At 73.1% G+C, this 24333-nt stretch carries 12 protein-coding genes and 34 pseudogenes; 24 read left to right on the forward strand and 22 right to left on the reverse strand.

Annotated elements, in window-relative coordinates:
• Window positions 1-304 precede the first annotated feature (304 nt).
• From UK94_RS63300 to UK94_RS23655, 11 genes and pseudogenes are all read left to right on the forward strand, one after another.
• Window positions 305-555 (forward strand): GntR family transcriptional regulator (locus UK94_RS63300; RefSeq protein WP_268761586.1); only part of this gene is annotated, 251 nt, incomplete at its 3' end.
• 19 nt (window positions 556-574) lie between these two features.
• Window positions 575-1030 carry an FCD domain-containing protein gene (locus UK94_RS63305; protein WP_268761587.1) on the forward strand — a complete coding sequence of 152 codons (456 nt, stop codon included), beginning with the start codon at window positions 575-577 and terminating at the stop codon, window positions 1028-1030.
• 65 nt (window positions 1031-1095) lie between these two features.
• Window positions 1096-1379: pseudogene (locus UK94_RS63310) on the forward strand (hypothetical protein); the annotation flags it as partial.
• 1 nt (window position 1380) lies between these two features.
• A pseudogene (locus tag UK94_RS63315) lies at window positions 1381-1501 on the forward strand (cysteine hydrolase); the annotation flags it as partial.
• 1 nt (window position 1502) lies between these two features.
• Window positions 1503-1700: pseudogene (locus UK94_RS63320) on the forward strand (cysteine hydrolase); the annotation flags it as partial.
• Window position 1701: 1 nt separating this feature from the next.
• Window positions 1702-1810, forward strand: a pseudogene (locus tag UK94_RS63325) (isochorismatase family protein); the annotation flags it as partial.
• Between the two features lies 1 nt (window position 1811).
• Window positions 1812-1974: pseudogene (locus tag UK94_RS63330) on the forward strand (cysteine hydrolase); the annotation flags it as partial.
• A gap of 507 nt (window positions 1975-2481) precedes the next feature.
• Window positions 2482-3960 (forward strand): allophanate hydrolase (locus UK94_RS63335; protein ID WP_268761588.1); only part of this gene is annotated, 1479 nt, incomplete at its 3' end.
• Window position 3961: 1 nt separating this feature from the next.
• A pseudogene (locus UK94_RS63340) lies at window positions 3962-4290 on the forward strand (allophanate hydrolase); the annotation flags it as partial.
• Window positions 4291-4325: 35 nt separating this feature from the next.
• Window positions 4326-4371, forward strand: a pseudogene (locus tag UK94_RS74850) (transcriptional regulator); the annotation flags it as partial.
• A 1-nt stretch (window position 4372) separates the two neighbouring features.
• Window positions 4373-4607, forward strand: a pseudogene (locus UK94_RS23655) (metal-sensitive transcriptional regulator); the annotation flags it as partial.
• A 144-nt stretch (window positions 4608-4751) separates the two neighbouring features.
• On the opposite strand, the gene UK94_RS23660 reads toward UK94_RS23655, so the two are convergent.
• Entirely contained in the window at window positions 4752-5288 is a 537-nt protein-coding gene (locus UK94_RS23660) for a MarR family transcriptional regulator (protein ID WP_011607454.1), read from the reverse strand.
• A gap of 294 nt (window positions 5289-5582) precedes the next feature.
• Here UK94_RS23660 and UK94_RS23665 point away from each other — a divergent pair, with 294 nt between their 5' ends.
• Window positions 5583-6251, forward strand: a complete 669-nt coding sequence (locus UK94_RS23665) for an alpha-ketoglutarate-dependent dioxygenase AlkB (RefSeq protein ID WP_041941099.1) — start codon at window positions 5583-5585, stop codon at window positions 6249-6251.
• Between the two features lie 87 nt (window positions 6252-6338).
• On the opposite strand, the gene UK94_RS76410 is transcribed toward UK94_RS23665, so the two are convergent.
• The 17 genes and pseudogenes from UK94_RS76410 to UK94_RS63420 all read right to left on the reverse strand — a co-directional run.
• The gene (locus UK94_RS76410; protein ID WP_313949580.1) at window positions 6339-8102 is read right to left on the reverse strand and encodes a hypothetical protein; all 1764 of its coding nucleotides are present in this window, start codon (window positions 8100-8102) and stop codon (window positions 6339-6341) included.
• Between the two features lie 272 nt (window positions 8103-8374).
• Window positions 8375-9245, reverse strand: a pseudogene (locus tag UK94_RS63350) (protein kinase); the annotation flags it as partial.
• 1 nt (window position 9246) lies between these two features.
• Window positions 9247-9398, reverse strand: a pseudogene (locus UK94_RS63355) (serine/threonine protein kinase); the annotation flags it as partial.
• A 1-nt stretch (window position 9399) separates the two neighbouring features.
• A pseudogene (locus tag UK94_RS63360) lies at window positions 9400-9629 on the reverse strand (hypothetical protein); the annotation flags it as partial.
• A 535-nt stretch (window positions 9630-10164) separates the two neighbouring features.
• Window positions 10165-10502, reverse strand: a pseudogene (locus UK94_RS63365) (response regulator); the annotation flags it as partial.
• Window position 10503: 1 nt separating this feature from the next.
• Window positions 10504-10603 (reverse strand): annotated as a pseudogene (locus UK94_RS63370) (response regulator); the annotation flags it as partial.
• Window position 10604: 1 nt separating this feature from the next.
• Window positions 10605-10803 (reverse strand): annotated as a pseudogene (locus UK94_RS63375) (response regulator); the annotation flags it as partial.
• Window positions 10804-10939: 136 nt separating this feature from the next.
• Window positions 10940-11016, reverse strand: a 77-nt coding sequence (locus UK94_RS74855) for a hypothetical protein (RefSeq protein ID WP_268761589.1), incomplete at its 5' end; no start/stop codon positions are given.
• 1 nt (window position 11017) lies between these two features.
• Window positions 11018-11140: pseudogene (locus UK94_RS63380) on the reverse strand (hypothetical protein); the annotation flags it as partial.
• 1 nt (window position 11141) lies between these two features.
• Window positions 11142-11192 (reverse strand): annotated as a pseudogene (locus UK94_RS63385) (hypothetical protein); the annotation flags it as partial.
• Between the two features lies 1 nt (window position 11193).
• A pseudogene (locus UK94_RS63390) lies at window positions 11194-13227 on the reverse strand (ATP-binding protein); the annotation flags it as partial.
• A gap of 1 nt (window position 13228) precedes the next feature.
• Window positions 13229-13524, reverse strand: a pseudogene (locus UK94_RS63395) (HAMP domain-containing protein); the annotation flags it as partial.
• 1 nt (window position 13525) lies between these two features.
• Window positions 13526-14234 (reverse strand): annotated as a pseudogene (locus tag UK94_RS63400) (HAMP domain-containing protein); the annotation flags it as partial.
• Between the two features lies 1 nt (window position 14235).
• A pseudogene (locus UK94_RS76415) lies at window positions 14236-14282 on the reverse strand (hypothetical protein); the annotation flags it as partial.
• A gap of 1 nt (window position 14283) precedes the next feature.
• Window positions 14284-14679 (reverse strand): annotated as a pseudogene (locus UK94_RS63410) (HAMP domain-containing protein); the annotation flags it as partial.
• Between the two features lies 1 nt (window position 14680).
• Window positions 14681-14768: pseudogene (locus UK94_RS63415) on the reverse strand (hypothetical protein); the annotation flags it as partial.
• Window position 14769: 1 nt separating this feature from the next.
• Window positions 14770-15244 (reverse strand): annotated as a pseudogene (locus UK94_RS63420) (hybrid sensor histidine kinase/response regulator); the annotation flags it as partial.
• Window positions 15245-15418: 174 nt separating this feature from the next.
• On the opposite strand from UK94_RS63420, the gene UK94_RS74865 reads away from it, so the two are divergent.
• From UK94_RS74865 to UK94_RS23690, 5 genes and pseudogenes are all read left to right on the forward strand, one after another.
• The coding region (locus tag UK94_RS74865) for a hypothetical protein (RefSeq protein WP_268761590.1) at window positions 15419-15502 on the forward strand (84 nt) is incomplete at its 3' end.
• Window positions 15503-15528: 26 nt separating this feature from the next.
• Window positions 15529-15781 (forward strand): annotated as a pseudogene (locus tag UK94_RS63425) (serine/threonine protein phosphatase); the annotation flags it as partial.
• Between the two features lies 1 nt (window position 15782).
• A pseudogene (locus tag UK94_RS63430) lies at window positions 15783-16846 on the forward strand (GAF domain-containing protein); the annotation flags it as partial.
• A 1-nt stretch (window position 16847) separates the two neighbouring features.
• Window positions 16848-17493, forward strand: a pseudogene (locus tag UK94_RS63435) (PP2C family protein-serine/threonine phosphatase); the annotation flags it as partial.
• Between the two features lie 273 nt (window positions 17494-17766).
• Window positions 17767-18520 (forward strand): ATP-binding protein (locus UK94_RS23690; RefSeq protein WP_268761591.1); only part of this gene is annotated, 754 nt, incomplete at its 3' end.
• 551 nt (window positions 18521-19071) lie between these two features.
• On the opposite strand, the gene UK94_RS23700 is transcribed toward UK94_RS23690, so the two are convergent.
• On the reverse strand, window positions 19072-19368 hold the full coding sequence (locus UK94_RS23700) for a hypothetical protein (protein ID WP_055751574.1): 297 nt from the start codon (window positions 19366-19368) through the stop codon (window positions 19072-19074).
• 448 nt (window positions 19369-19816) lie between these two features.
• Between UK94_RS23700 and UK94_RS23705 the strand changes: the two genes are divergently transcribed.
• Window positions 19817-20179: an NUDIX hydrolase gene (locus UK94_RS23705; RefSeq protein ID WP_235489520.1), complete on the forward strand. Its 363-nt coding sequence runs from the start codon at window positions 19817-19819 to the stop codon at window positions 20177-20179.
• Window positions 20180-20188: 9 nt separating this feature from the next.
• Here the strand turns inward: UK94_RS23705 and UK94_RS63440 are convergent.
• The 3 pseudogenes from UK94_RS63440 to UK94_RS63455 all read right to left on the reverse strand — a co-directional run.
• Window positions 20189-20878: pseudogene (locus tag UK94_RS63440) on the reverse strand (type III PLP-dependent enzyme); the annotation flags it as partial.
• Window positions 20879-20899: 21 nt separating this feature from the next.
• A pseudogene (locus tag UK94_RS63450) lies at window positions 20900-20990 on the reverse strand (hypothetical protein); the annotation flags it as partial.
• Window position 20991: 1 nt separating this feature from the next.
• Window positions 20992-21619 (reverse strand): annotated as a pseudogene (locus UK94_RS63455) (type III PLP-dependent enzyme); the annotation flags it as partial.
• Window positions 21620-22099: 480 nt separating this feature from the next.
• Here UK94_RS63455 and UK94_RS63460 point away from each other — a divergent pair.
• From UK94_RS63460 to UK94_RS63490, 6 genes and pseudogenes are all read left to right on the forward strand, one after another.
• Window positions 22100-22275: pseudogene (locus tag UK94_RS63460) on the forward strand (aspartate aminotransferase family protein); the annotation flags it as partial.
• Window position 22276: 1 nt separating this feature from the next.
• A pseudogene (locus UK94_RS63465) lies at window positions 22277-22615 on the forward strand (aminotransferase class III-fold pyridoxal phosphate-dependent enzyme); the annotation flags it as partial.
• 35 nt (window positions 22616-22650) lie between these two features.
• Window positions 22651-22838: pseudogene (locus UK94_RS63475) on the forward strand (aspartate aminotransferase family protein); the annotation flags it as partial.
• A 1-nt stretch (window position 22839) separates the two neighbouring features.
• Window positions 22840-23019: pseudogene (locus UK94_RS63480) on the forward strand (aminotransferase class III-fold pyridoxal phosphate-dependent enzyme); the annotation flags it as partial.
• 1 nt (window position 23020) lies between these two features.
• Window positions 23021-23539: pseudogene (locus UK94_RS63485) on the forward strand (aminotransferase class III-fold pyridoxal phosphate-dependent enzyme); the annotation flags it as partial.
• Window positions 23536-24332: pyridoxal-dependent decarboxylase (locus UK94_RS63490; RefSeq protein ID WP_235489480.1), on the forward strand; the 797-nt coding region annotated here is incomplete at its 3' end. The pseudogene UK94_RS63485 and the gene UK94_RS63490, both read left to right, overlap by 4 nt.
• Window position 24333: the final 1 nt, after the last annotated feature.

Here is a 24333-nt window from a genome sequence, read left to right on the forward strand (position 1 = left end):
GTCGTCCATCACCGCGTCAGCCTCCGTCCCGTCCGTTGACCGAACCGTCCACGGACGGCCGTTAACGCGTCCGCAATCCCCGTCNCAGGAAAGTAACAACGAGCGCATTGATCGGAAACATTCGAATCCTTACCGTCCAATGCATGTACANGGCTCTGTATACAGCGCAGTATGCAACAGGGGCGTCAGGCCCGTCACGAGCGCCCTCGGCGACCGGCCGGGGACGGATGCCGACCGCCGCCGGGCGGCGGCACGGCCGAGGGGGGTGGCGCACCGTCGACGTCGATGTCGGATGCTCGACTGTATGACTCCCTCGCCGACCCCGAGGTCCACCGCCGCCGGCAACCTTCGCGACCAGGCATATGTCGCACTGCGTCGACGACTGATGTCCGGGGAGTTCTCCTTTCGGGACCGGCTTGCCGAGGAACGCCTCGCCGCCCTGCTCGGAGTCTCGCGCACCCCCATCCGGGAGGCCCTGACCCGGCTGGCCGGCGACGGCCTGGTGGAGAAACGGCAGGACGGCGGCTACTACCCGGCCGAGCCCGACCTCGGCGCNCTGCGCGACCTCTACGAGATCCGGGTCACGCTGGAGCTGCGCGGGCTGCAGCGCGCGGTGGAGTCCGGCACCGCGCACGACCCGGCGATGTTGGAGCCGTTGCGGGACACCTGGCGCGCCCTGCGCGACGATCAGCCGGCCCCCGATCCGGCTTTCGTCGTCCTGGACGAGGAATTCCACATCACCCTCAGCCGCGCGTCGGGAAACGCGGAACTCGCGCACATGTTGGACGCAATAAATGCTCGGATACGCCCCGTTCGGATGCATGACTTCGTTACCGCCGACCGGGTTGAACTGACGATCAGCCAACATCTCGGGATCGTCGAGAGGGTGCTCGCCGGCGATCTCGAGGGCAGCGTCGCCGCCCTGCGCCAGCACGTCGGCGAGTCCATGGACGTCGTCGAGAAGCGGGCGGCCCGGGCGATCACGCAGATGGTGCTCAACCGCAGCCGCGCCTCGGGGATCAGGAGCTGACCGCGCCGGCGGCGGACGCCCACCAGCACGACCGATCACCGTCGGCTCGCACGAGGAGGACCGTCATGACCGCCGCAACCTCAGCCCCCACCGGTCTGGACCCCGAAGCCCCGGCAGGCGCCGAAGCGCCCGCCGGCGCCGAAGGCCCCGCCGGCACCGAAGGCCCCGCCGTCGTGACTCGGCCCGCCGTCACGGCCGGCCCTCCCCTGCCCAACCCGGTCCGGCTGGCCGCCGCCGGGGACCTGCGGATCGGGCCTGTCGTCGCGAACCCCTATGCCTGGCCCTACGACGGTTCGTTCAGCCCGGCGACGACCGCCGTCATCAACATCGACTGGCAGGTCGACTTCTGNGGCCCGGGCGGCTACGTGGACGCGATGGGCTACGACCTCGGGCTGACCCGCGCCGGCCTCGCCCCCACCGCGGCACTGCTGGCCGCGCTGCGCCCGCTGGGCTTCCTCATCGTGCACACCCNGGAAGGACATCGCCCGGACCTGTCGGACTGCCCGCCGAACAAGCTGTGGCGCTCGAAGCAGATCGGCGCCGGCATCGGGGATCGGGGCCCGCGCGGGCGAATCCTCACGCGCGGCGAGCCCGGCTGGGAGATCGTGCCCGAGGTCGCGCCGCTGCCGGGCGAGATCGTGATCGACAAGCCGGGCAAGGGCTCCTTCTANGCGACCGACCTGGACCTCGTGCTGCGCCGGCACGGCATCACCCACATCATCCTGACCGGCATCACCACCGACGTGTGCGTCCACACGACGATGCGGGACGCCAACGACCNCGGGTACGAGTGCCTGCTGCTGTCCGACTGCACCGGGGCCACGGATCCCAGCAACCACGCGGCCGCGCTGCACATGGTGACGATGCAGGGTGGCGTCTTCGGCTCGGTGGCGACCTCGGACGCCGTGCGTACTGCGGTCACCGCGGCCACCGCCGCGGTCTGAGCCTCGTCCCGCTCCATGGTCATCGACGCTCCCTCCCCCGACCCGACCAGTACGGCCCCCGCACCATCCACCGCCCACCCAGGACGCGCCCACTCCGATCGGACCATCCCCACCCAGGACCTGCACACCTCGGACCTGCGGGCCCCGAACCCGCAGGCCCCGAACCCGTCGGACCCGTACCTGGACGCCCTCCGCCTGGACGCCCCGAATCTGCAGGCCGCGGTGCTGTTGGNGGGGTACCGCAGCGGCCGGCTGCGGGTGTCCGAGGTGATCGCCGCCGTCTACGACCGGATCGAGGCCCGCGGGGACGACGCGGTGTGGATTTCGAGATTCCCCCGGGCCCAGGCACTGGCCCGGGCTGNGACGCTGGACGCGCAGCGGGATGCCCTGTTCGGACCACCCCCGGCCGCCGCCGACAGCGCCCACCCCCTGGGCGGCGAGGGAAGCCCGGTCGGGCCGGACCCTGACCCGATCGGGTCAGGAGACGCCACGCCGGACCTGCCTGCCCTGTTCGGGCTGCCCTTCGCCGTCAAGGACAACATCGACGTCGCCGGGCTCCCGACCACGGCCGGCTGCCCGGGCTTCGCCTACGAGCCGGCCGAGGACGCCCCGGCCGTCGCCGCGCTGCTCGCCGCCGGGGCCGTCTGCGTGGGCAAGACGAACCTCGACCAGTTCGCGACCGGCCTGTCCGGGGTGCGCTCGCCCTACGGCACACCGGTGTCGCCGTTCGACTCCGCCCTGATCGCCGGCGGGTCGAGTTCCGGCTCCGGAGTGGCGGTCGCGGTCGGCCTCGTGACCTTCGCGGTCGGCACCGACACCGCGGGCTCCGGCCGGGTGCCGGCGGCGCTGACCAACGTCGTCGGGCTCAAGCCCTCCCGCGGCCTGGTGAGCACCCGCGGTCTGGTCCCGGCCTGCCGGTCGTTGGACTGCCTGAGCGTCTTCGCCCTCAGCGTGGCGGACGCGCGCCTGGCCCTGTCGGTCATGAACGGCTACGACGCCGCCGACCCCTACTCGCGCAGGCTCCCCCTCATGCCTGCGGCGGACGCCAGGCCGGCCCCGGCGTCCAGGTCAACGTCGGCGTCGGCGTCGGCGTCGGCGTCGGCGTCGTTGGTCCCGCCCGAGCAGGGGGCGGGCGGGACCGACGATCATCCGTCGCGCCCCCCACACGGGCTACGGGTCGGGGTGGCCAGGCCGGAGCAGCTCACCTTCTTCGGCGACCGGGGGGCCCGAGCGGTCTACGAGGACGGGCTACGACTGATCCGCGGAACCGGCGCGCGGACCGGGGAGATCGATCTGGAGCCGTTCCTGGCGGCGGGTGCGCTGCTGTACGGCGGGCCCTGGCTGGCGGAGCGGTTCGCCTCGGTGGGTGAGTTCGTGACCGCCCGGCCGGACGACGTGCATCCGGTCATCCGCACCGTGCTCGAGCCGGGCGCGTCGATCACCGGGGTGGAGGCGTTCCGGGGCCTGACCCGGCTGCGCGCCCTGCGCCGCCAGGCCGACGAGATCTGGCGGGACATCGACGTGCTGGTCCTGCCGACCGTGCCCACGACCTACCCGGTCGAGGCCGTTGCGGCCGACCCGATCGGTCTGAACGCCAGGCTCGGCCGGTACACCACCTTCGTCAATCTGCTTGATCTGGCCGCCATCGCGATTCCGATCGGCTTCGCCGACGGACTCCCGCACGGGCTGACCCTCATCGCCCCCGCGGGCCGGGACGAGTTCCTCGCGGACCTCGCGTCGCGCCTGCACGCCCGGACGGGCCTGCCGGTCGGAGCCACCGGCCACGCCCTGGCCAGGTCGGGCGCCCCGGCACGGTCGGCCACGCCAGCACAGTCGGCCACGCCAGCACAGTCGGCCACGCCAGCACGGTCGGGGCCCGCCGGCCCGCCGGGCACACCTACCGGTTTCCTGGACCTCGCCGTGGTCGGCGCGCACATGAGTGGGCTGCCACTGAACGGCGAGCTGACCCGACTCGGCGCGGTGCTGNTGCGACACGACCGCACCCTGCCCCGGTACCGGCTCTATGCCCTGCCGGGCCCGCAGCCGCACCGTCCCGGCCTGCTGCGGGTGAACACCGGCGGCGCGGCGATCGACGCCGAGGTGTGGCGGCTGCCGCTCGCCGCGGCCGGTGGCTTCCTGCTCGGCGTGCCGTCTCCGCTGGCGATCGGGACCCTCGACCTCGCCGGCGGCCCCACCCTGGGCTTCCTGTGCGAGTCGGCGGCGGTGGACGGCGCGCTGGACATCACCGCCCTCGGCGGCTGGCGGCCGTATCTGGCCCGACCCCGGACGGAGACAACGCCTTCACAGGTACCGTAGGGGGGTACCGGTCATCGTGGGGGAAGGCGTTGCGGATGCACGGCTACACCAACACCAAGGACGAGTACACCGCCCGGTTGCNCCGGATCGAGGGGCAGGTCCGCGGCCTCCAACGCATGATCGCCGAGGACAAGTACTGCATCGACATCCTGACCCAGGTCTCGGCCGCGACCCGGGCCCTGCAGTCGGTCGCCCTCGGGCTGCTGGAGGACCATCTCGCGCACTGCGTGGCCCACGCGGCGGCGGAGGGCGGCCCCGTCGCCGACGAGAAGCTGCGGGAGGCGTCCGCCGCGATCGCTCGGCTCATCCGGTCCTGACGGCCTCCCCGCCTCCCCGTCTTGACTGGCTTGACCGCACGCCGTGCCTCCGCGCCGGGGCTTGCGTGCGGGCCCGCGCCAGGCCCGTGCCTGGCCGGAGCCGAGACCGTTCGAAGCCGTCAGCGCAGGCGGTTCCCCGACCGGTCACCCGGCCGGCTGCCCACGGTCCCCCAGCGCATCCACCAGGTTCGACAGCGCGGGCAGGGCGGTGAGGATCGCCGTCCGGTCGGCCTCGACCAGCCGGGCCAGCGCCGCGCCGAGGCGTCGCTCATGGGCACGCTGCCAGCCGGACAGGGCTGCCGCCCCGGCCGGGGTGAGCCGCAGCAGCGCCGCCCGCCGATCCGCCGGGTCACGCTCACGGTGCAGGTAGCCGGCGTCGGCGAGCTGCTGCACCAGCGTCGAGACGCTGTTCGGGGCGAGCCGCAGACGCCCGGCGAGCTCACCGACGCGGGTGCCGTCCGCCTCGGCCAGGCACTGCAGGAGCTCGACCTGCGCCATCGGCAGGGCCTCCCACGAGTACTCGGTACGGATGCTCGCCCGCAGCACCCGACGCAGCCGGGTGACGACCTCGGTGAGTCGGCGCACGTCCCAGTCGGGGCCGGTCGGGGTCTCGCCGGCCGTCGACGAGGGGCGGACGGCCGAGCCGTCGGCGACGCCGGGCTCGACGGATCCTCCGGTCATCGGGTCCGCGCCGTGGCGACCCCGCCGTGCACGGCGGGGGGGAAACGCCGCTCCATCATGGTTGGCATTGTTGTTGTCCGTTCCACGCCGACGACACCACCGGTATCCGGGGCCTCGATCCCGCAGGTTACGCCCCGCGGTGACGGCGGCGGCACATCGCGACCATGGATCGGCCCACACCGGGACCCGCCGTGGCCACGAGGTAGCGTCGGTGAGGTGACGGACGCCGCCTCACCGGCCCCGGGTGCCGCCCGCGCGGGCGGGCCGGCCGCGCGGGCGGGTACGGGGGCGTCCCTGCCGCCGGGCGTCGGCGCGGTGGATCCGGCGGCACGCGCGGATCGGATCTGGCTGGACGAGCGGTCCTGGGTCGACGTCACCCGCGGGTGGCTGCGCGGCGCGGACGAGCTGTACGAGGCGATGCGCTCGGGCCTGCCCTGGCGGCAGGGTGCCATGTGGCGCTACGAGCGCCAGGTCACCGAGCCGCGGTTGACCGCGTGGGTCCCCCGCGGCGCGCCGGTGCCCTTCCCCGCTCTGGTGGATGCCTACCGGGCGCTGCGACGCACCTACGGGGTGGAGTTCGACGGGTTCGGCATGTCCCTGTACCGGGACGGTTCCGACGGCGTCGGCTTCCACCGCGACCGCGAGATGCGCTGGCTGGACGACACGATCATCGCGATCCTCACCCTCGGTGCGCGGCGGCCGTTCCTGGTGAAGTCGCGCCACCTGCCGCCGGGCCGGCGGCTGCTGAGCGACCCGCAGGCGCCGGGCGGACGCGACCTGTCCCCCGCTGGCGGAGATCTGATCGTGCTGGGCGGGCGCGCTCAGGCCGACTGGCTGCACGCGGTGCCGCGGGTGCACGGGCACGTCGGCACCCGCATCTCCGTGCAGTGGCGCTGGACCTCCCGGGCCGGCCGGCCCGAGCAGGGGCCCGGCTACGGTGCGGCCCGCCACTTCGACCGGTAGCCGCGTCGCGCCGGGCGAGGCCAATGGCAGGGCCGGACCCGTCGCAAGGCCGGGTCAGTCGCAGGGCGGGCTCAGCAGGGCGGGGGGTCAGTCGCAGGGCGGGTCGTAGCGGCGGTGACCGAGCTGGCTGCGCCACTGGTCGCGGCTGATGCGCTCGCCGACCCGGGCGCAGACCTCGTCCTGGGCCGCGAGCAGATCAAGCTGCCAGAGCCGGACGCCGTCCCCGACCGCGGCCGCCAGAGTGCCGGTGGGCCCGGCGAGGCCGAGGGCGCTCACGCCGGTGGTGGCGCCGACCGGCAGGTTGCCCCGGCGCACCGGCTGGAACGGCGAGGACACGTCCCACAGCGTGATCTGACCGGCTGCGCCTGCGACGGCGAGCACCCGGCCGTCCGCGGACAGCGCGAGGGTCCCGGGCGACGCCACCGCGGCGGCCGGAGCCGCTCCGGGGATCGGGGCTGCGCCGGACGCGGGGGTTGCGCCGGACGCGGGGGCTGCGCCGGACGCGGGAGCCGGTCCGGGGGCGATGGACGCCCACCGGCGCAGGCCTCGCGGATCACCCAGCCCGAAGATCTCCGTCTGGGTGCCGCGGGAGGTCGTGGTCGTCGCCGCGAACCAGCGGCCACCCGGGCTGACGACGATCGCCCGGACGTCGGCCGCGGCGGTGCGCTCCGCGCGGCTTCGCGGGTTCCGCGGATCGGTGACGTCCCACACGGCGAGGCGACCCGGGCCGCCCAGCACGAGCGAGCGCCCGTCCGGGGTGAAGGCCACGCTGGTGACGGCCGACGGTTGGGTCAGCACGGCGAGGGCCCGCGGCGAGCGTGGGCGGCTGACGTCCCACAGCCGAACCGTCCGATCCGCCCCCGTCGAGGCGAGTGTCCGGCCGTCCGCGCTGACCGCGACGGCCGTCCCGGCGCCGGGGTGACCGCGCAGGTCCGCCAGCGGCGAGACCTCGGCCGCGGCGGTACGCACCTGGTCCAGCGCGCCGTCGTCCACCAGCCTGGGCGGGATGAGCTGCCACAGCCGGATCACGCCGTCCGCCCCGGTCGTCACCAGGGTCTGCGGTACCGGGGCGGTGGCGGACGCGGACGGGCGCGGCACGATCGTGACGGCACGCAGCGCCGACCCGGCCGACCACGGGGCGCTGTCGGCCGCCTCGGTCACGCCCGGCGCGTCGGCCGTGCCGGTGCCACCGCCGGCGGCGCCGTCCGGGGTGAGCTCCACGGTGTTGAAACCAGGTCGGGTGCCACCCGCGGACCGGTCGCCGGAGCCTGCGGCGAGCTGCGCGCGGTCGGCGACGGTCGCCGCGGCGTGCGCGGTCAGGTCGCCGACCCGGCGTATCCGAGCGGGATCGGCGATGTCCCAGACGGACCCGCCGGCATCACCGACCGCGATCAGATAGCGGCCATCCGAGGTGACCCGCAGGTCACGAATGGTTCCGGTCGACGCGACGATCTGCCTGACGCTCGCCTCGACCAGGGCCTGGGCGGCCAGCGCGGTCGGGTCGACCCGATACGCGGCGACGGCCAGCTGCCCGGCGAGGTTCGGTTCCCGGTCGAGCAGGCGGATCGCGGCCCCGGCGGCACCGCGGGACGTCGCCGCGCCGCCGCGGTCGCGCACAGTGACCAGAACCGCGAACGCCGGGATCACCAGCAGCGACGTCGCGGCGCCGAGCGACAGCGCGCGCCGCAGCCACCCGCGATCCGACCGAGCCCGCTGCGGCGCCGCGACCGCCGCCTCCTCCCGGTTTCCCCCCGTCCCGATGATCTCGCCGCCCTCGCCGGTGCCACCGGTGCCGCCGGCATCGCCGCCTCCGGTGACAGCCACGGACTCGCCACTGCGCGTGGTAGCCACGGACTCGCCACTGCGGGCGGTCTCCGTGACGACGTCGTCGCCCTGCCGGGGCGCCCCCTCTGCCCCCGCCGGCCGGGCGGCGAGCGNCACTTCCCCCGTGCGGGCCGGGCGGACCGTCGCCGCCTGCCGGGTGGGCGGGGACGGCGCGGGCAGGGCCTGCTGGGGTATCAGGACGGTCGCGGCCACCGCCCGCACCGCGGTCCCGTCCCCAGCCGGCCGTCCGGAACCGACCGGTAGAGACAAGGAGGTCGGGCCGGCCACGGTCGCGGCCNACGGGGAGGTCGGCTCTGGCTCCGCCGCCGCTTCGGGTCGGGCCCCAGGCTCCACACCGGACTCCGGCTGCGCCTCCGACTTCGCACCGGACTCCGCCGCCACTTCGGTCTGCGCCTCCGACTCCACACCGGACTCGGGCAGCGCCCCGGGCTCGACCTCAGACCGCGCGTCCGCCTCCGCTCCGGCCGCTGCCCGCGCGTCCGGCTCCGCCTCGACCTCAGGCCGCGCGACCGGCTCCGCCTCGGGTGCTGCCGGCGGCCGCGGGTGCTCATCGACGGGCGGCGCGGCCACGGGCGGAGCGGCCACGGGCGGAGCGGCGACGGTCACCGTCGTCTCCCGGGCTGTCGCCGGAACGGCCTCGACGGCATCTTCGGGGAGTCCGAGCACGCCGGGTTCGGGGACGGTCAGCGGGTCGTCCTCGGGAGCGCCCACCATGAGGTGCTCGAGCAGATCGACAGCGCGGGGCCGACGCTTGGGGTCCTTGCGCATCGCGGCGGACACCAGGTCGCGCAGGTCGGGATCGAGCATCGACAGGTCGGGCTCGGCATAGACGGCACGCTGGAGCAGAGCACGCGGCGTACCGGCGCCGAACGGCGGTTGGCCGGTCGCGGCGAACAGCAGCACGCCGCCCCAGGTGAAGATGTCGGACGCGGCGGTGACCGCCTGGCCGAGAGCCTGTTCCGGACTGATGAACGCGAGCGTTCCGACGCCGGACGGGGAAGTGCCCGAATTGTCGGCGGAGACGCCGTTCAGCACTCGGGCGAGACCGAAGTCGACCAGGCGCAGGCCTTGCCGAGAAAGCACCACATTGGTCGGTTTCAAATCACCGAAGACAATCCCTTCGCCATGGAGTGCCGACAGCGCCGCGGCNAGCCCCACGGCGAGCCTGGCGGTGTCGGCCGAGTGCAACGGACCGTCGACCTCGACGCTGGCGGCGAGGGTCGGCGCGTCGATGTACTCGACGACCACGTAGGGAGGGCGTGCCAGCGTATCCAGGTCCAGGATCGCGGCAAGGCAGAACGGNGCCAGCCGCCGAAGATGATCAAGATCGATGCGCAACCGGCGACGGAACTCCGTGTCCCGCGCGAACGGCGCCGTGATCAGCTTGATGAGGACGGGACGCGCGAGATTGTTACGGGCAAGAAACACCGGTCCGGTCCCGGCATCGACAAGCTTCCGGTCAACCGTATACGGACCGATAGTCCGGGGATCCAGCCCGGCAAGAGTCTGGGGAGTGCGCCGGGCAATCGCCATATGACGAAACCTCCTACGGCTGCACAAACCGGCTGCGCGGGCACGCCGGCGGATCTGGTCGACAAAAGCATGCTATCGGCGCGGAGCGAGGACGGGGACAACATCCATTCGGTCACGGCGCGGTGTCAGCCGGGCCACAGCGTCAGGGGCGGTGCGCAGCGGACCCGTCCGATGCGGCTGGGCGGCCGATCTGNCACTGGTCTGCAGCGCCCGCATGACGAAGCGTGACCTGTCGGGAGCGGGCTGACGCCTCCGATCGGATCCGTCGCCACCCTCGGTGACGCCGTGATGTGACCGACACAACGGCGCCCGCGCGCCGGATCTCCCCCGGCCGGGTACCCCGCCTACCCCGCCGCGCGCCCGACCCCACCCGGACGAGCCGGCCGGCAGTCCCGCCGGGGGCGACCCCGCGCCCGTCTCCCACGCATCCCCGACCGTCGCCCGGCCGCCGGCCACGCACTTACGGAAGTCGGGCATGGCACGCCGACGGGGCGACCGGGCGACGGGGCGACCGGGCGACGCGGGCGGGCGGACGTCAGGTGTTGTTCGAGCGGGCGAACGGCTGCAGCCGGGCGACCAGACCACGCACCTCGGCGCCGGCAGCGGCGATCGTCTCCTCGGCGGAGCTCCCGGCTCCGCCTTCCAGCAGGACGTCGAGCGCGATGAGCCGCTCCGCGACCTCCGTCATGAGGTCGAAGTCCCGGACCCGCTGATGAACCAGCTCGGACAGCCGCTCGTTCTTCTCGAACAGCTCCACGAACACACTGACCTTGGCCCGCAGCAGCCACGGGTCGAACGGCTTCGCAATGTAGTCGACCGCGCCGACAGCGTAACCGCGGAACGCGTGGTGCGGCTCCCGGTCGATCGCCGTCANAAAGATGATCGGGGTGTCCCGGGTGCGCCCGCGCTGCTTGATCCGATGCGCCGTCTCGAATCCGTCCATCCCAGGCATCTGGACGTCCAGAAGGATCACCNCGAAGTCGTCGACGAGAAGGCGTTTGAGCGCCTCCTCACCCGACGACGCCGTGACAAGATCCTGATCCAGCGAGGCGAGAATCGCCTCCAGCGCCATGAGATTGTCGGCCCGGTCGTCAACCAGAAGGATCTTGCTGCGGGGTCGTTCCGCGGCCGGCCCGCCTTCGCCGTCGACGGAACCGCCGCTCCGCTCGGTCACCCGCCCGCCCCCTCCTTCGCGATCGCCTTGCCGGTCCATGGTGGGTGTCGCCACCCCACCACCATCGCTGATCGCTCCCGACGGCATCTCACCGCCCCACCGATAGACACCCGAATGCGCACCATACGCGATCTGATCAATACAGATACGACCGCATCACCCCGAGGAGGTGGTCGAGATCCACCGGCTTGGTGATGTAGTCCGTGGCGCCGGNGGTGATGCTCTTCTCCCGGTCCCCGGGCATGGCCTTCGCGGTCAGCACCAGTATCGGCAGGTCGGCGAAGGCGGGCATGTCCCGGATCATCGAGGTCGTTTCGTTGCCGTCCATCCCGGGGAGNATGACGTCCATCAGCACGAGGTGCACCGGCGCGGTGTCCTGCTGGAGGGTGNGGATCGCATCGTGGCCGTTGTCGGCGTAGAGGACCCGCATTCCGTACATCTCCAGGGCGCTGGTGAGCGCGAACACGTTGCGCACGTCGTCGTCCACGACCAGGACCGTGGTGCCGACCAGCGGGTCGGAGTCGTCGATGTCCCCCGCGGGCAGCCGGGCGCCGGTGTCGGCCGGCTCCGTCAGGAACGGGGTGCCCACCGCGCTGTCGCCCGGCCGCCAGTCCGTGGGGTAGGGCGTCGCGGCCGGTGGCGAGACGCGGTTGTCGACCGGACCGGTCGGAGCCCCGGCCCCGCTCGCCGCGCCGAAGCCGCCGGCTGCGCCCGAGCCGTTGGCAGCCCCCGAACCGTGGGCAGCCCCCGCACCGTAGGCCCCGCCCGAACCGCTGGCGACGCCCGAACCGTTGGCAGCGCCGGAGCCGTTGGCAGCGCCCGAACCGTTGGCGGCGCCCGAGCTCTGGCCGCTTCCGCCGCCGGCGGTGGGCATCGGTGCGGGGGCGCCGCCGCGGCCGCCGGCGCCGTCGATCCGGTCGGCGACCCCGTTGCGCCAGCCCTGCGCGGCCGGGGAGCCGGCCGGGGCCAGGGCCGCCCTCGTCGAGTCGTTCTGGCCCCAGCCACCGTCGGCCGCGCCGACGATCATCAGGACGTCGTCGGGCTCGCCCGGCGTGACCCCGAAGGCCGGCATCTGCGCGAGCGGGACCGCCGGCAGGTACAGGGTGAAGGTGCTGCCGTGCCCGACCGCGCTGGACACCGCGATCGAGCCGCCGAGCAGGCGAGCGATCTCCTTGCTGATGGACAGGCCGAGCCCGGTGCCGCCGTAGCGGCGTGAGGTGGTGCCGTCCGCCTGCTGGAACGCCTCGAAGATCATGCGCAGCTTCTCGGCGGCGATGCCGATCCCGGTGTCGCTGACCGCGAAGGACAGCACCGTGCCGGCCGAACGCAGGTGCGACGCCAGGTGCGGCAGGTCGGGGCGGGCGAGGGTGACGTCGAGGCGGACGGTGCCGCTGTCGGTGAACTTCACCGAGTTGCTCAGCAGGTTCTTGAGCACCTGCTGCAGGCGCTGCTCGTCGGTGATGAACTCGGCCGGCACGTCGGCGGCGAGGTTGACCTCGAACGCCAGCCCCTTCTCGTCGGCGACGGGGCCGAAGACTCCGGCGACGGCGTCGCACAGGGCCGCGGTGCGCACGCTGGTCGCGTCGACGTCCATCTTGCCGGCCTCGACCTTCGACAGGTCGAGGATGTCGTTGATCAGGCCGAGCAGTTCGGAGCCGGCGGAGTGGATCGTCTCGGCGAAGTCGATCTGCTTGCGGGACAGGTTGCGGTCGGGGTTGTCGGCGAGCAGCTTGGCGAGGATGAGCAGGCTGTTCAGCGGCGTGCGCAGCTCGTGGCTCATGTTCGCCAGGAACTCCGTCTTGTACTGCGAGGACAGCGCGAGCTGCTCGGCCTTCTCCTCCAGGCCGATGCGGGCCAGCTCGATCTCGTGGTTCTTGTCCTCCAGCAGCGCCGCCTTCTCCTCCAGCTCGTTGTTGGTGCGCTGCAGCTCGACCGACTGCGACCGCAGCTCCTGGGTGAGCCGCTGCGACTGGGCGAGCAGCTCCTCCGTCCGCGCGTTCGCCATGATCGTGTTGAGGACGACGCCGATGGTGTCGACGAGCTGGTCGACCAGGGTCAGGTGCAGCTCGGAGAACGGCGTGAACGAGGCCAGCTCGATGACGCCGAGCACCTGGTTCTCGAAGACGACCGGGACGACGACGAGGTCGCACGGCGGCGCCTCGCCGAGGCCGCTGCGGATGTTGAGGTAGCCGGCAGGCACGTGCTCGACCCGGATCCGGTTGCGCTCGAGCGCCGCCTGCCCGATCAGGCCCTCGCCGAACAGGAACGTGCCGTCCGAGCGGCGCCGGGGCACCGAGCCGTAGCCGGCGACGTAGCGAAGCTTGTCACCCTCGATGAAGTCGAGCAGGTAGACGGTGCCCTGCTGGGCGTTGACCGCCGGGGTCATCTCGCTGATGATCATCTGACAGACCGCGTAGAGGTCGCNCTGGCCCTGCATCTTGCTGCCGATGCGGGCCAGGTTCGACTTCAGCCAGTCCTGCTGCGCGTTGAGCTCGGTGGTCTCCCGCAGCCGGGCGATCATCTGGTTGATGTTGTCCTTGAGCTCGGCGACCTCGCCCTCGGCCTCCACCGAGATGGACCGCGTCAGGTCGCCGCGGGTGACGGCCGTGGACACGTCGCCGATCGCGCGCAGCTGGATGGTCAGGGTGGAGGCGAGCTGGTTGACGTTGTCGGTGAGGTCCTTCCAGGTCCCGGCGACCCCGGCGACCGTGGCCTGGCCGCNGAGCTTGCCCTCGACGCCGACCTCCCGGCCCACCCGGGTGATCTCCGCGGCGAACGAGGAGAGCTGGTCGACCATCGTGTTGACGGTGTCCTTGAGCTCGGCGATCTCGCCCTGCGCGGTGACGGTGATCTTCTGCGACAGGTCGCCGCGGGCCACCGCCGTGGTGACCAGGGCGATGTTGCGGACCTGGCTGGTCAGGTTGCCCGCCATCGAGTTCACCGACTCGGTCAGGTCCCGCCACACCCCCGAGACCCCGCGAACGTGCGCCTGCCCGCCCAGCGCCCCCTCGGTGCCGACCTCGCGGGCGACGCGGGTGACCTCGTCGGCGAACGACGACAGCTGGTCGACCATCGTGTTCAGGGTGTCCTTGAGCTCCAGGATCTCACCCTGGGCGGCGACGGTGATCTTCTGGGACAGGTCGCCGCGGGCGACCGCGGTGGCCACCAGGGCGATGTTGCGAACCTGGCTGGTGAGGTTGCCCGCCATCGAGTTCACCGACTCGGTCAGGTCCCGCCAGACCCCGGACACCCCGCGGACGTGCGCCTGGCCGCCCAGATTGCCCTCGGTGCCGACCTCCCAGGCGACGCGGGTGACCTCGTCGGCGAACGACGAGAGCTGGTCGACCATCGTGTTCAGGGTGTGGGCGAGGCCCGCGACCTCGCCGCGCGCGTCGACGGTGATCTGCCGGGTCAGGTCGCCACGGGCCACCNCCGCCGCCACCTCGGCGATGCTGCGAACCTGGGTGGTGAGGTTGCCGNCCATGACGTTGACCGAGTCGGTGAGGTCCCGCCAGACGCCCGAGACGCCCTTGACCTGCGCCTGGCCGCCCAGCTTGCCCTCGGTGCCGACCTCCTTGGCCATCCGGGTGACCTCGTCGGCGAAGGCGGAGAGCTGGTCGACCATCGTGTTCACGGTCGACTTGAGTTCGTGGATCTCGCCGCGCGCGTCGACGGTGATCTTCTGGCTGAGGTCGCCCTGCGCGACCGCGGTGGTCACCTGGGCGATGTTGCGAACCTGGCTGGTGAGGTTGCCCGCCATCGAGTTCACCGACTCGGTCAGGTCCCGCCAGACCCCGGAGACGCCCTTGACCTTGGCCTGCCCGCCCAGGTTGCCCTCGGTGCCGACCTCGCGGGCCACCCGGGTCACCTCGTCGGNGAACGACGACAGCTGGTCCACCATCGTGTTCACCGTCGTGCCGATCCGCAGGAACTCCCCGCGCACCGGCTGGCCGGCGATCTCCAGCNCCATGTGCTGGGACAGGTCCCCCTCGGCCACCGCGGCGATGACACGCGCGACCTCGTGGGTCGGGCGGGCCAGGTCGTCGATGAGGGAGTTCACCGCCTGGGTCATGTCCGACCAGTCGCCGGGACTGCCCTGGTCCTCCATCCGCAGGGTGAGCCGCCCGTCGCGGCGGATCACCTTGCTGACCCGGGCCAGCTCGCCGGCATGGCGCTCCTGGATGGCGGCCAGCTCGTCGAACTTGCGCACCACGTCGCCGGCGTACCCCTCTCGGGCCGGCAGGCGGGTGGCGAAGTCGCCCTCGCACAACCTGGTCAGACCGTGCAGGAGATCGGCGATCAGCTCATCCGACGAGGTACGCGATGTCCGGGTCTCGTCCCCGTCACGGGTCGCATGAGGGACGATGGTCGCGATAGCGTCACCGCCGGGTGCAACGGGATCACGGCGAACCGGGGCCTGCTGGTCGTCAGTGGAACTCATCGGTCTCCTACCTGAGCTCGGTCGGCACGATCGTCTCGGACGACGGGCCGGGCGGAGGAGCCCGGGCCAGGGGCGGTCTCCTCGGGGCACCGGCGTGGGCGGGCGTCGGTGGACAGGTGACACCAGCCGCCAGTATCCGCCTCACGATGGACAACGCAGGAGAGACTGAGCGACATGAATGGCGCAGGAGGGAGTCCGACGACGACGACCCAGGCCATCACGCTGCCGCCGACGCCCGATTCCCCTCGGTCCGCGCGGNGGTTCCTGCTCGAGACGCTGCGCGNCCGGCTCGACGACGACCTGCTCGACTCCGCGCTCCTGCTGGTCACCGAGCTGGTCACCAACGTCGTGGTTCATGCGGGCACCGCGGCCACCGTCGACGTCCGCCAGGAGGGCGACGGCGTTCGCGTCGGCGTCGCCGACCGGCACCCGGTACGCATCGGCATGGCGCGGGTGAAGAAGGTGGACGTGCCGCGCCCGCCGTCGGCGTTCCCCGAGGAGGCCGACTTCGGCATCGACGGGCTGCGCGAGGACGGCNGCGGCCTCGCCCTCGTCGACGCGCTCGCGACGAGCTGGGGCACCGAGCACCGTCCCGGCGGCAAGACCGTCTGGTTCCGGCTCGGTTCCGCGGACGTCCCGTCGGAGGAGCCCGGCGCCGAGGACGCGGCGGTGATCGTGCCGGCCCAGACGCGCCCGGCGCGGCTCATCGCCCGCGACACCGCGCGCGCCCTGACCGCGGAGGGCGAGGTGAACGAGCTGCTCGCGCAGCTCGTCGACGCCCTGATCGTGACCGCCGGTCAGGTGCGACGACCTGGCCGCGACGGCGGCCGGGTCGAGACCGTGGCCACCCTCGGCGTCGTCGGCGAGGCCGACGAGGCGGTGGCGTTCCCGCTGGACCCGACCCAGTCGAGCCTCGGTGAGCTGCTGCTGTGGCCGGCCCCCGGGGCCGGCCTGGCCGGGCTCGACGTCGACCGCATCCGGCTGGCGACCCGGTGGATGGCGCTGGCGCTGGGCGGCGGCGACATGCGCCGCGCCGAGGAGCGCCGGATCGGGATGCTGTCGTTCCTCGCCGAGGCGTCCGACCTGCTCGCCGGCAGCCTCGACCTCGGCCATTCGCTGGCCCTGCTGGCCCGGCTGCCGGTCCCCCGGCTCGCCCAGTGGTGCGCGGTCTACCTGCATCGGGAGAACGCCGATCCGGCGTTGTGGTCGGCCGCCCACGCCGAGGAGAACATGGCCGGCGCGCTGGGCGCGGCGGCAGCCGACCCGGGCGGCGTGCTGATGGCCGCGGTGCGCTCCGCGAGCGGCGACCGGGTGCACTCGCTGACCGCGTTCGGCGGCCCGGCCATGGTGATGGTGCTCAGGGCCCGCCGTCGGGTGCTCGGGGTACTCGCCCTCGGCCGCCCGGAGGGCAGCGCGTTCGCCGCCGACGAGATTGATCTGCTCGCCGACCTGGCCCGCCGGGCCGCGTTCGCCATCGACAACGCCCGCCTCTACAGCCGCCAGGTGGAGCTCGCCGGCACGTTGCAGGCCGGGCTGCGCCCACCGGACCTGCCGATGATCGAGGGCCTCGACCTCGGCTCCGCCTACGGCGCCGCGAAGTCGNCCGGTCTGGACGTCGGCGGGGACTTCTTCGACCTGCTGTGGGGGCCGCTGGGCTGGACGATCGCCATCGGCGACGTCTGCGGCAAGGGCGCCGAGGCCGCGACGGTCACCGGGGTGGCCCGCGCCGTCCTGCGGCTGCTCACCGGGCGCGGCACCGATCTCGGCGAGGTCCTGCTCGAGCTGAACCGGACACTGCGCGACGCCGCCTCCTCGAACCCCAACGGTCAGGGCCGGTTCTGCACCCTGGCCGCGGCGTCGATCGCGGGCCCCGCGAGCCTGCTCGGCGCGTCCCCGGCCGGGGACGCGCAGGCCGCCGGGATCCGCCTGCGGCTGTTCCTCGCCGGGCACCCCCAGCCGGTGGTGCTGCATGCCGACGGGCACGCCTCGCTCGTCGGCCGGCCCGGCACCCTGCTCGGCGTGCTCGACGACGACGAGGTCTCCTTCCCCGCGATCGACGTCACCCTCGGCCCCGGCGAGTCGCTGGTCTTCTACACCGACGGGGTGATCGAGGCCCGCGACGGTCGCGACCTGCTCGGCGAGGAGCGGCTGCTGGCGGCGGTCGCCGGGTGCGCGGGGCTGTCGGCGCAGGGCATCGCCGACCGGGTGCTCGCCGCGGCCGAGCGCTTCGCGGGCGGCAACCTGCGCGANGACGTCGCGATCCTGGTCGCGCGGGTACCCGGCTGACCGGCCCCGTCGGTCCCGGGTGGTGGCGACGGCCGTCACGCTCAGTCCGCGCCGCCCGCCGGCCGGCGGGCCATCACCGCAGGTCCGCCGGCTACGGCAAGATCGAATGCCGAGTGGNCATCGCCCCAAGGGGTGCGATCCGGATTCCGAGGCTTCAATCGGCTCTGAGCGGGTACACGATGAGCGATGTCCTCGTTGTTCAGGCTTGGTGGTAGATGAGCGCGTCTTCGGTTCCGATGGACGTGGTTCGGCAGGCGACCTCGCGTTGCCCACCCGCGACCCACATACTCGCCGAGCTTCCGTATCTGCCCTCGGCCGTTCCCCAGGCCCGGCGGGTCCTGCGGGAGGGCATGCGGATGGCGCACCTCCCCGAGGACGTCCGCAGCACCGCCGAGCTGCTCGTCAGCGAGCTCGTGACGAACGCCGTCAAGTACGGCGAGCCGCCGTTGTGGCTGCTCATCGAGATGCGCCCCGGGCTGATCCACGCCTCCGTCTCGGACACCTCGACCGTCCTGCCGCAGCGGCGCACGGCCGCGCCGGACGCCGAGGGCGGCCGCGGCCTGCTCGTCCTCGACGCCCTCGCCGGTAGCTGGGGAACGGTCATGGCGGAGTCGGGCAAGTACCTCTGGTTCGACCTGCCGGTGCCGCACGAACCCGCCACCGCCGGCGACGGCGAGGCCACGGCGACGGCCTCCCGCGACGGCGACCGCACCCCGGCGTCCGCCGGCGCAGCGGACCCGGCGGCTTCCGCCCAGGTCGCCACGAGGCCTCTCCCGACGGAGGAGCGTCGCGACGGACCCGCCTCGCCGTCCACACCACCGCCGTCAACACCACCGCCCTCCACGCTGGCGCCGTCCACACCACCGCCGGACAGGGCTGCGCCCCCCGCCGCGCCGCGGGCCGCCCTGGTCCCGTCCGGCCTGCGCGCCGACACACCGACGGCGATCCCCACGACCTCGACCGCCTCCGCCACCTCCCAGCGGCGGTCCCNCCCCGGTTCGGGNAGGGTCCGGGCGGCCAGCTCCGGGCCGGGCGCCCCCCGGCCGGACGACGACCAGCCCAACTCCAGGATCATCACCCGGCTGCTCTGAGGCCCCGGGTCAGCCGCACCCGCGAAGCGCCCGGGCTCTGGCCCAAAATGGACCTACAGTACAGCGATGACAGCACCGGAAATCGACCTCGTAGTCATCTACTGCGCGGACCTCGCCGCGTGCCGTGACTTCTACCAGAGACTCGGGCTCACGTTCCGAAAAGAATCCCACGGCAATGGGCCGGAGCATTTCTCGACGACCCTGGCCGGCGGAACGGTGGTGGAGCTCTACCCGGCGGCGGCCGCCCGGAGGACCGATCACCTTCGCCTCGGCCTCACCGTCCGGCAGGACGCTACAAGACCCCGGATTCCNCTCGGCCGACACGTAATCCGNGATCCGGAGGGGCGCGCGGTCGATGTTCGCGTAGTGTGAGGAGTTACNATTTCTGTCCAGAACGCCCTGGACGAGAACGGGCCGTACGGCTCTTCGGATCGAGCCTGAACTCCTCGGTCACTGCCGCTTTTCTCGGAGCTGCCTGGCCCGCGATCCATACTCCTGGAGCACCCGGGCGCCTGCAGACGGGCCCCCGGCAATCATCCGACGCCGCTCGGCAGCCAGGGCGGCACGCTCCGCCCGAAGGCTCTGCGCCACCGTCTCGTCCGACTCCTCAGCCAGCAAACTGGAGATCCTGGCGGTCAGGGCACCCAGGATCCACTCCGCAACCTCAAGATCGATACCTTGGTCGAACGTCCGCGCTGGCAGAGCATCGCCCAGCAGAGAACGCCGCCGCTTTACCGGTTCGGTCATCAGGGTCCTCCCAACGTCTACAAGTAGACGGTAACATCGGTTCGCGCCGTACGGAGGCAGGGCGCAGGCTTTCCCGGGGCACGGAAGCACCTGACGTTTTTTGCTCGGTCGACGNCACCTCCACCGGTCTAAACCGATGCGCCCTCCACTGCGGTCCCTTCGGCGAGATGCCGTCGAAGGGGAAACCGCTACCGTCTCGGCGCAGAGGCAGAACCGACCCCGCATCGCGAGCCGGCCTCTGCGGCCGGCGGCCGGTCAAGTGTCGCACGAGCAGGGAGGCTTCATGAAGTGGCGGGTACACCAGGAACGGACCGTCTTCCAGACGCCCTGGATCACTCTCGCCTTCCTCGCCGTGGAGCAGCCGGACGGGCAGCGGGCGGAGTATCACGTGGTCCGGCTGCGCAATGTCGCCATCACGGCGCTGCTGGACGAGTCGCGGNGGGTGCTCATGCTGTGGCGGCACCGGTTCGTCACCGACACCTGGGGCTGGGAACTGCCGATGGGTCTGGTGGAGGACGGCGAGGAACCCGTCGACGCCGCCGCCCGGGAGCTGGAGGAGGAGACCGGCTGGCGTCCGGGGCCGCTGCGGCCCCTGATCTACGCGCAGCCCGCGAACGGCATCACCGACGCGCAGCACTTCGTGTTCCGGGCGGACAGCGCCACCTTTACCGGACCGCCGACCGAGCTCAACGAGTCGGATCGCATCGAATGGATACCGCTCGACGAGATCGGCGAGCTCATCCGCCAGCGGAAGATCGTCAGCAGCGCAACTCTCGTCGGCGTCATGGCCCTTCTCCTCGACGGCGGGTGAACGCCCGGATCAGGCGTCCCGTGGGCCGCGATCCACCGATTCCCCGAGCACCACGCGGGCGGGCCGGGGATGGCCGAGGAAATCCGCGAGGGCGAACTCGTAGCCGTAGGCGCCGGCCATCGGGAAGACGACGACGTCCCCGGGCCGCACCGGGCCGACGGTGATGTCGCGCGCGAGCGTGTCCTCCGGCGTGCACAGCTCGCCCACCACGGTCACCGGCCGCCCGGCCGTGTCAACACCCTTGTCCTCGGCCGCGGTCGATGTGGGCCCGGCGACGACCGCGAAGTTGTGCACGATCTCCCAGGAGGTCGGCAGGGCGAAATGGTGGATGCCACCGCGCAGCACGACGAAGTCGGTCCCGTAGGAGCGTTTGACGTCGATCACCTCGGCGGCGTACCAGCCGCAGTCGGCCACGAGCAGCCGGCCCGGCTCGATGATCATGCGGACGCCGGGTGGGACCGGCAACCGCGCGAGCCCCTCCCCGAACCGGTCCAGGTCGAAGGGGCGTTCGCCGCGCCGGTCCGGCTCGAACGGCACGCCGAGGCCCCCGCCCACGTCGACCACCCGCAGGTCGATCCCGGCGTCGGCGGCCGTGCGTTCGGCGAACTCGAGGCACCAGCGGACGTAGTCCAGGTGGGCGGCGGCATCGAGGTTGCCGGACACCGCGTGGACGTGGAAGCCAGCCACGTCCAGATGGGGNAGACGCCTCGCCAGGTCCANCACGGCCGGCACCTCCGACTCGGGGACCCCGAACGCGCTCGGACGCCCGCCCATCTGGAGGGAGCCCGCGAGGGCGACCCTGGCAGGATTCNCCCGCACCGCCACGGTGACCCGCCGCCCGAACCGCGCCGCGACCGCCTCCAGCCGCCGAAGCTCGCCTGGGCTCTCGACGTTGACGATCGACACGCCGGCCTCGACCAGCGCGGTCAACAGGGTGCTCGACTTCGCCGGGCCGGACGCGACCAGGTAGGGCGATCGGGCGGGGGCAACCCGGCCGTAGGCAGCCAGGGCCAGGCGCGTCTCTCCCACCGACGAGACCTCGAAACCGTCCACCCCGCCGTGCCCGCAGACACGCGGATCAGGCCCGCCACTCGCGCCGGGTCCGACACTCGGATCAGGCCCGCCGCCCGCGCCGGGTCCGTGGGCCCGGATGTCCGCGAGCTGAATGTCCGCAGGCGTGCCGGCAGCGGCTGCGCCCCGTAGCAGCGCGTCGAGGACCGGCGGGAAGCCGTTGGCCTTCACCGCAAAGCAGAGTTCGGCCCAGCCGGGCAGGCAGCCACGCAGCGCGGCGGCGTTGCGCGCGGCGACGGTCGGGTCGTAGAGGTAGGCGCTGAACTCGGCCGCCCCCGCCGGTCGATCGCGCACCGCCGCGAGCACCGCGAGGGGCAGGCGACCCGCGGGCAGCGCGTGCAGCGGAGCCGCCGACGGCGGCAGGTCCATCCGAGCCTCCTCCCCGAGGCCNGGTCATCGCCCGATCGGACCACCGCGCCGCTTCCAGCCTGGCGAATGCGGCGCATTCCGCGCAATAAAATCCCGAATGCGTGCACAACCCCTGCGTCCACCCGCCCCGGCGACGACGGCCCCGGCGGCCCGGGCGCAGGTGTGATCCCGCCCGCATGGGCGGGGCGGAAACGGGCCGTGCGCCGAGAGTGCGGCCATGTCCCAGGACAGCCGCGATCACGCCCAGGCGGAGACTCCACCGTCAGGTGTGCGCTCGGACACTGCCCGAATGGAGGGGACCCAAGCCGGGGAAGGCCCCGGGAGCAGCAATTCCGCGACGATGCCGGGCATCCAGACGGACCATGGAGGGACCCGCCGATGGTGCCAGACGCGACCGTATCCTTGCGCGGAGCAACAGCTCCTCGCGCAGTTAGGTTAGGCTTCCCTGAACACGGTCCGCTCGAAAGGGAGTCGCCCGCGATGACGATTTCCGCTCGAAACGGCATCAGCGCCAGCATCGACCCGGTCCCCCCGGCGTGGGATCCCGCCGCCATCCTGGCGCGGCAGCGCGAGCGGGAGTCGTCCGCGCGGACCTACGCGCGCACCCTCCCGATCGTGCCGGTCCGCGCGAACGGTGCCACGGTCGTCGGCGCGGANGGCCGGAGCTACCTGGACTGCCTGTCCGGCGCCGGCACCCTGGCTCTGGGCCACAACCACCCGGACGTGGTCCAGGCGATCACCGCGGCGCTCTCCCGCGGTGCCCCCCTGCACACCCTGGACCTCGCCACCCCCGAGAAGGACGCGTTCACCGAGGAGCTGCGGGCCTGCCTGCCACCGGGGCTCGGCAGCGACGTCAAGCTGCACTTCTGCGGTCCGAGCGGGGCCGACGCGGTGGAGGCGGCGATCAAGCTCGCCCAGACGGCGACCGGAAACCAGACCATGCTCGCGTTCACCGGCGGCTACCACGGCATGACCGCGGGCGCGCTGGCGGTGACCNGCAACGTCGCCGTCAAGAACCCGTTGCCCGCCANGGCCTCGGTTGTCCGGCTGCCCTTTCCCCATCCGTACCGGTGCCCGTTCGGGGTGGGGTCCACGCCCGGCCGCGCCGCCGGTCCGGACGGTGCGGAACTCTCCATCCGCTACATCGAACGGCTGCTGGATGACCCACTCGGCGGGGTCACCGATCCGGCCGGGCTGATCGTGGAGGTGGTCCAGGGGGNGGGCGGCGTGGTCGCGGCGCCGGACGGCTGGCTGCGGGCCCTCCGGGAGATCACCCGTCGGCGCGGCATCCCGCTCATCCTCGACGAGGTACAGACCGGGGTGGGGCGGACGGGGCGGTTCTGGGCCGCGCAGCACAGCGGGATCACGCCCGACATCCTCGTGATGTCCAAGGCGATCGGNGGTGGCCTGCCGATGGCCGTGATCGCCTACCGGGCCGAGCTGGACGTCTGGACGCCCGGCGCGCACACCGGCACCTTCCGCGGCAACCAGCTCGCGATGGTCGCCGGCCGTGCCACCCTGCGGCGGGTGCGCCAGGACGGGCTCGACGAGCGCGCCGCCCGCCTGGGCTCCCGGCTGCTGGCCGGCCTCGAGGATCTCGCCCGCGACCGTCCACAGGTGGGCAACGTGCGCGGCCGGGGGCTCATGCTCGGCGCCGAACTGGTCGATCCGACCATGGAGGCCGACGCGGTCGGCGCGCATCCGGCCGACCCCCGGCTCGCCGCCCTGGTCCGGGCCGAATGCCTCCGCCGCGGGCTGATCATCGAGCTCGGCGGGCGGCACGGGGCGGTCATCCGGCTCCTGCCACCCCTGATCATCGGCGAGGAGGAGATCGAGCGCGTCCTGGCGATCCTTGCCGACGCCACCGATGCGGCCGTGCGGCGGCTCACCGCCGACGCCGCCGGGCGCCCGACCACGTGAGCGAAGCGCCGCAACCCGGGCGGGGCCTGAACGAGCTCGTCGGGCTGACCCTCGCGGCGCTGGCCGAGGGCCGGCGTCGGCGCGGCGGACCGCTGCCCGCCGGGGGGCCCGTGCGGGTGCGTGCGGCGATCCAGGCCGCTCTCGGCGTATCGCCCGATCGCACCAGCCTGCTCACCCGCACCGGTATCGGATCGACAGCCGCGATCACCGGGCTGGTGGAGGCCCTCGCGGCGGGGTCGGTGGACCCGGCGGACCCGTGGTGCGCCGCCCATCTGCACTGCCCCCCGCTGCCCGTGGCGGTCGCGGCCGATCTCGCCGTGAGCGCCCTCAACCCGTCCCTGGATTCCTGGGATCAGGCCCCGGCCGCAACCACGATCGAGACCGAGGTCGTCGCCGCGCTCGCCGCGCTGGCCGGCTTCGACCCGACGCGGGCCACCGGCACGATTACCACCGGTGGCACCGAGTCCAACCTCATGGGCCTGCTTCTCGCCCGAGATGCCGCCCACGCGGACGCCGCGGGGACGGGGCCGAGCGGGCGGCTGCGGGTGTTCCGCTCGGCCGCCGCGCACCTGTCGGTGGACCGTGCCGCCGCCGTGCTGGGTCTCGACGACCCGCCGGTGGCCGTCATCCCCACCGACGGCCAGGACCGGATGCGGCTCGACCTGCTGCGACGGGCGCTCGCTGAGCACCCCGGCCCGGCCGTCGTCGTGGCCACCGCGGGCACCACCGACGCGGGGGCCGTCGACCCGCTGCGGGAGATTGCGGCCGCGGTCGAGGAGCACCGGCGTCGGCCN

The organism is Frankia sp. AvcI1 (genome assembly GCF_001420875.1).
In the GTDB taxonomy this organism is placed as follows: Bacteria; Actinomycetota; Actinomycetes; order Frankiales; family Frankiaceae; genus Frankia; species Frankia alni.

Excerpts from the sequence above, each read along its gene's own strand:
- UK94_RS23660 (WP_011607454.1), bottom strand. The coding sequence starts at position 5,288 with ATGACCGGAGGATCCGTCGAGCCCGGCGTCGCCGACGGCTCGGCCGTC.
- UK94_RS23700 (WP_055751574.1), bottom strand. The coding sequence starts at position 19,368 with ATGACCGAACCGGTAAAGCGGCGGCGTTCTCTGCTGGGCGATGCTCTG.
- UK94_RS23705 (WP_235489520.1), top strand. The coding sequence starts at position 19,817 with ATGCTGTGGCGGCACCGGTTCGTCACCGACACCTGGGGCTGGGAACTG.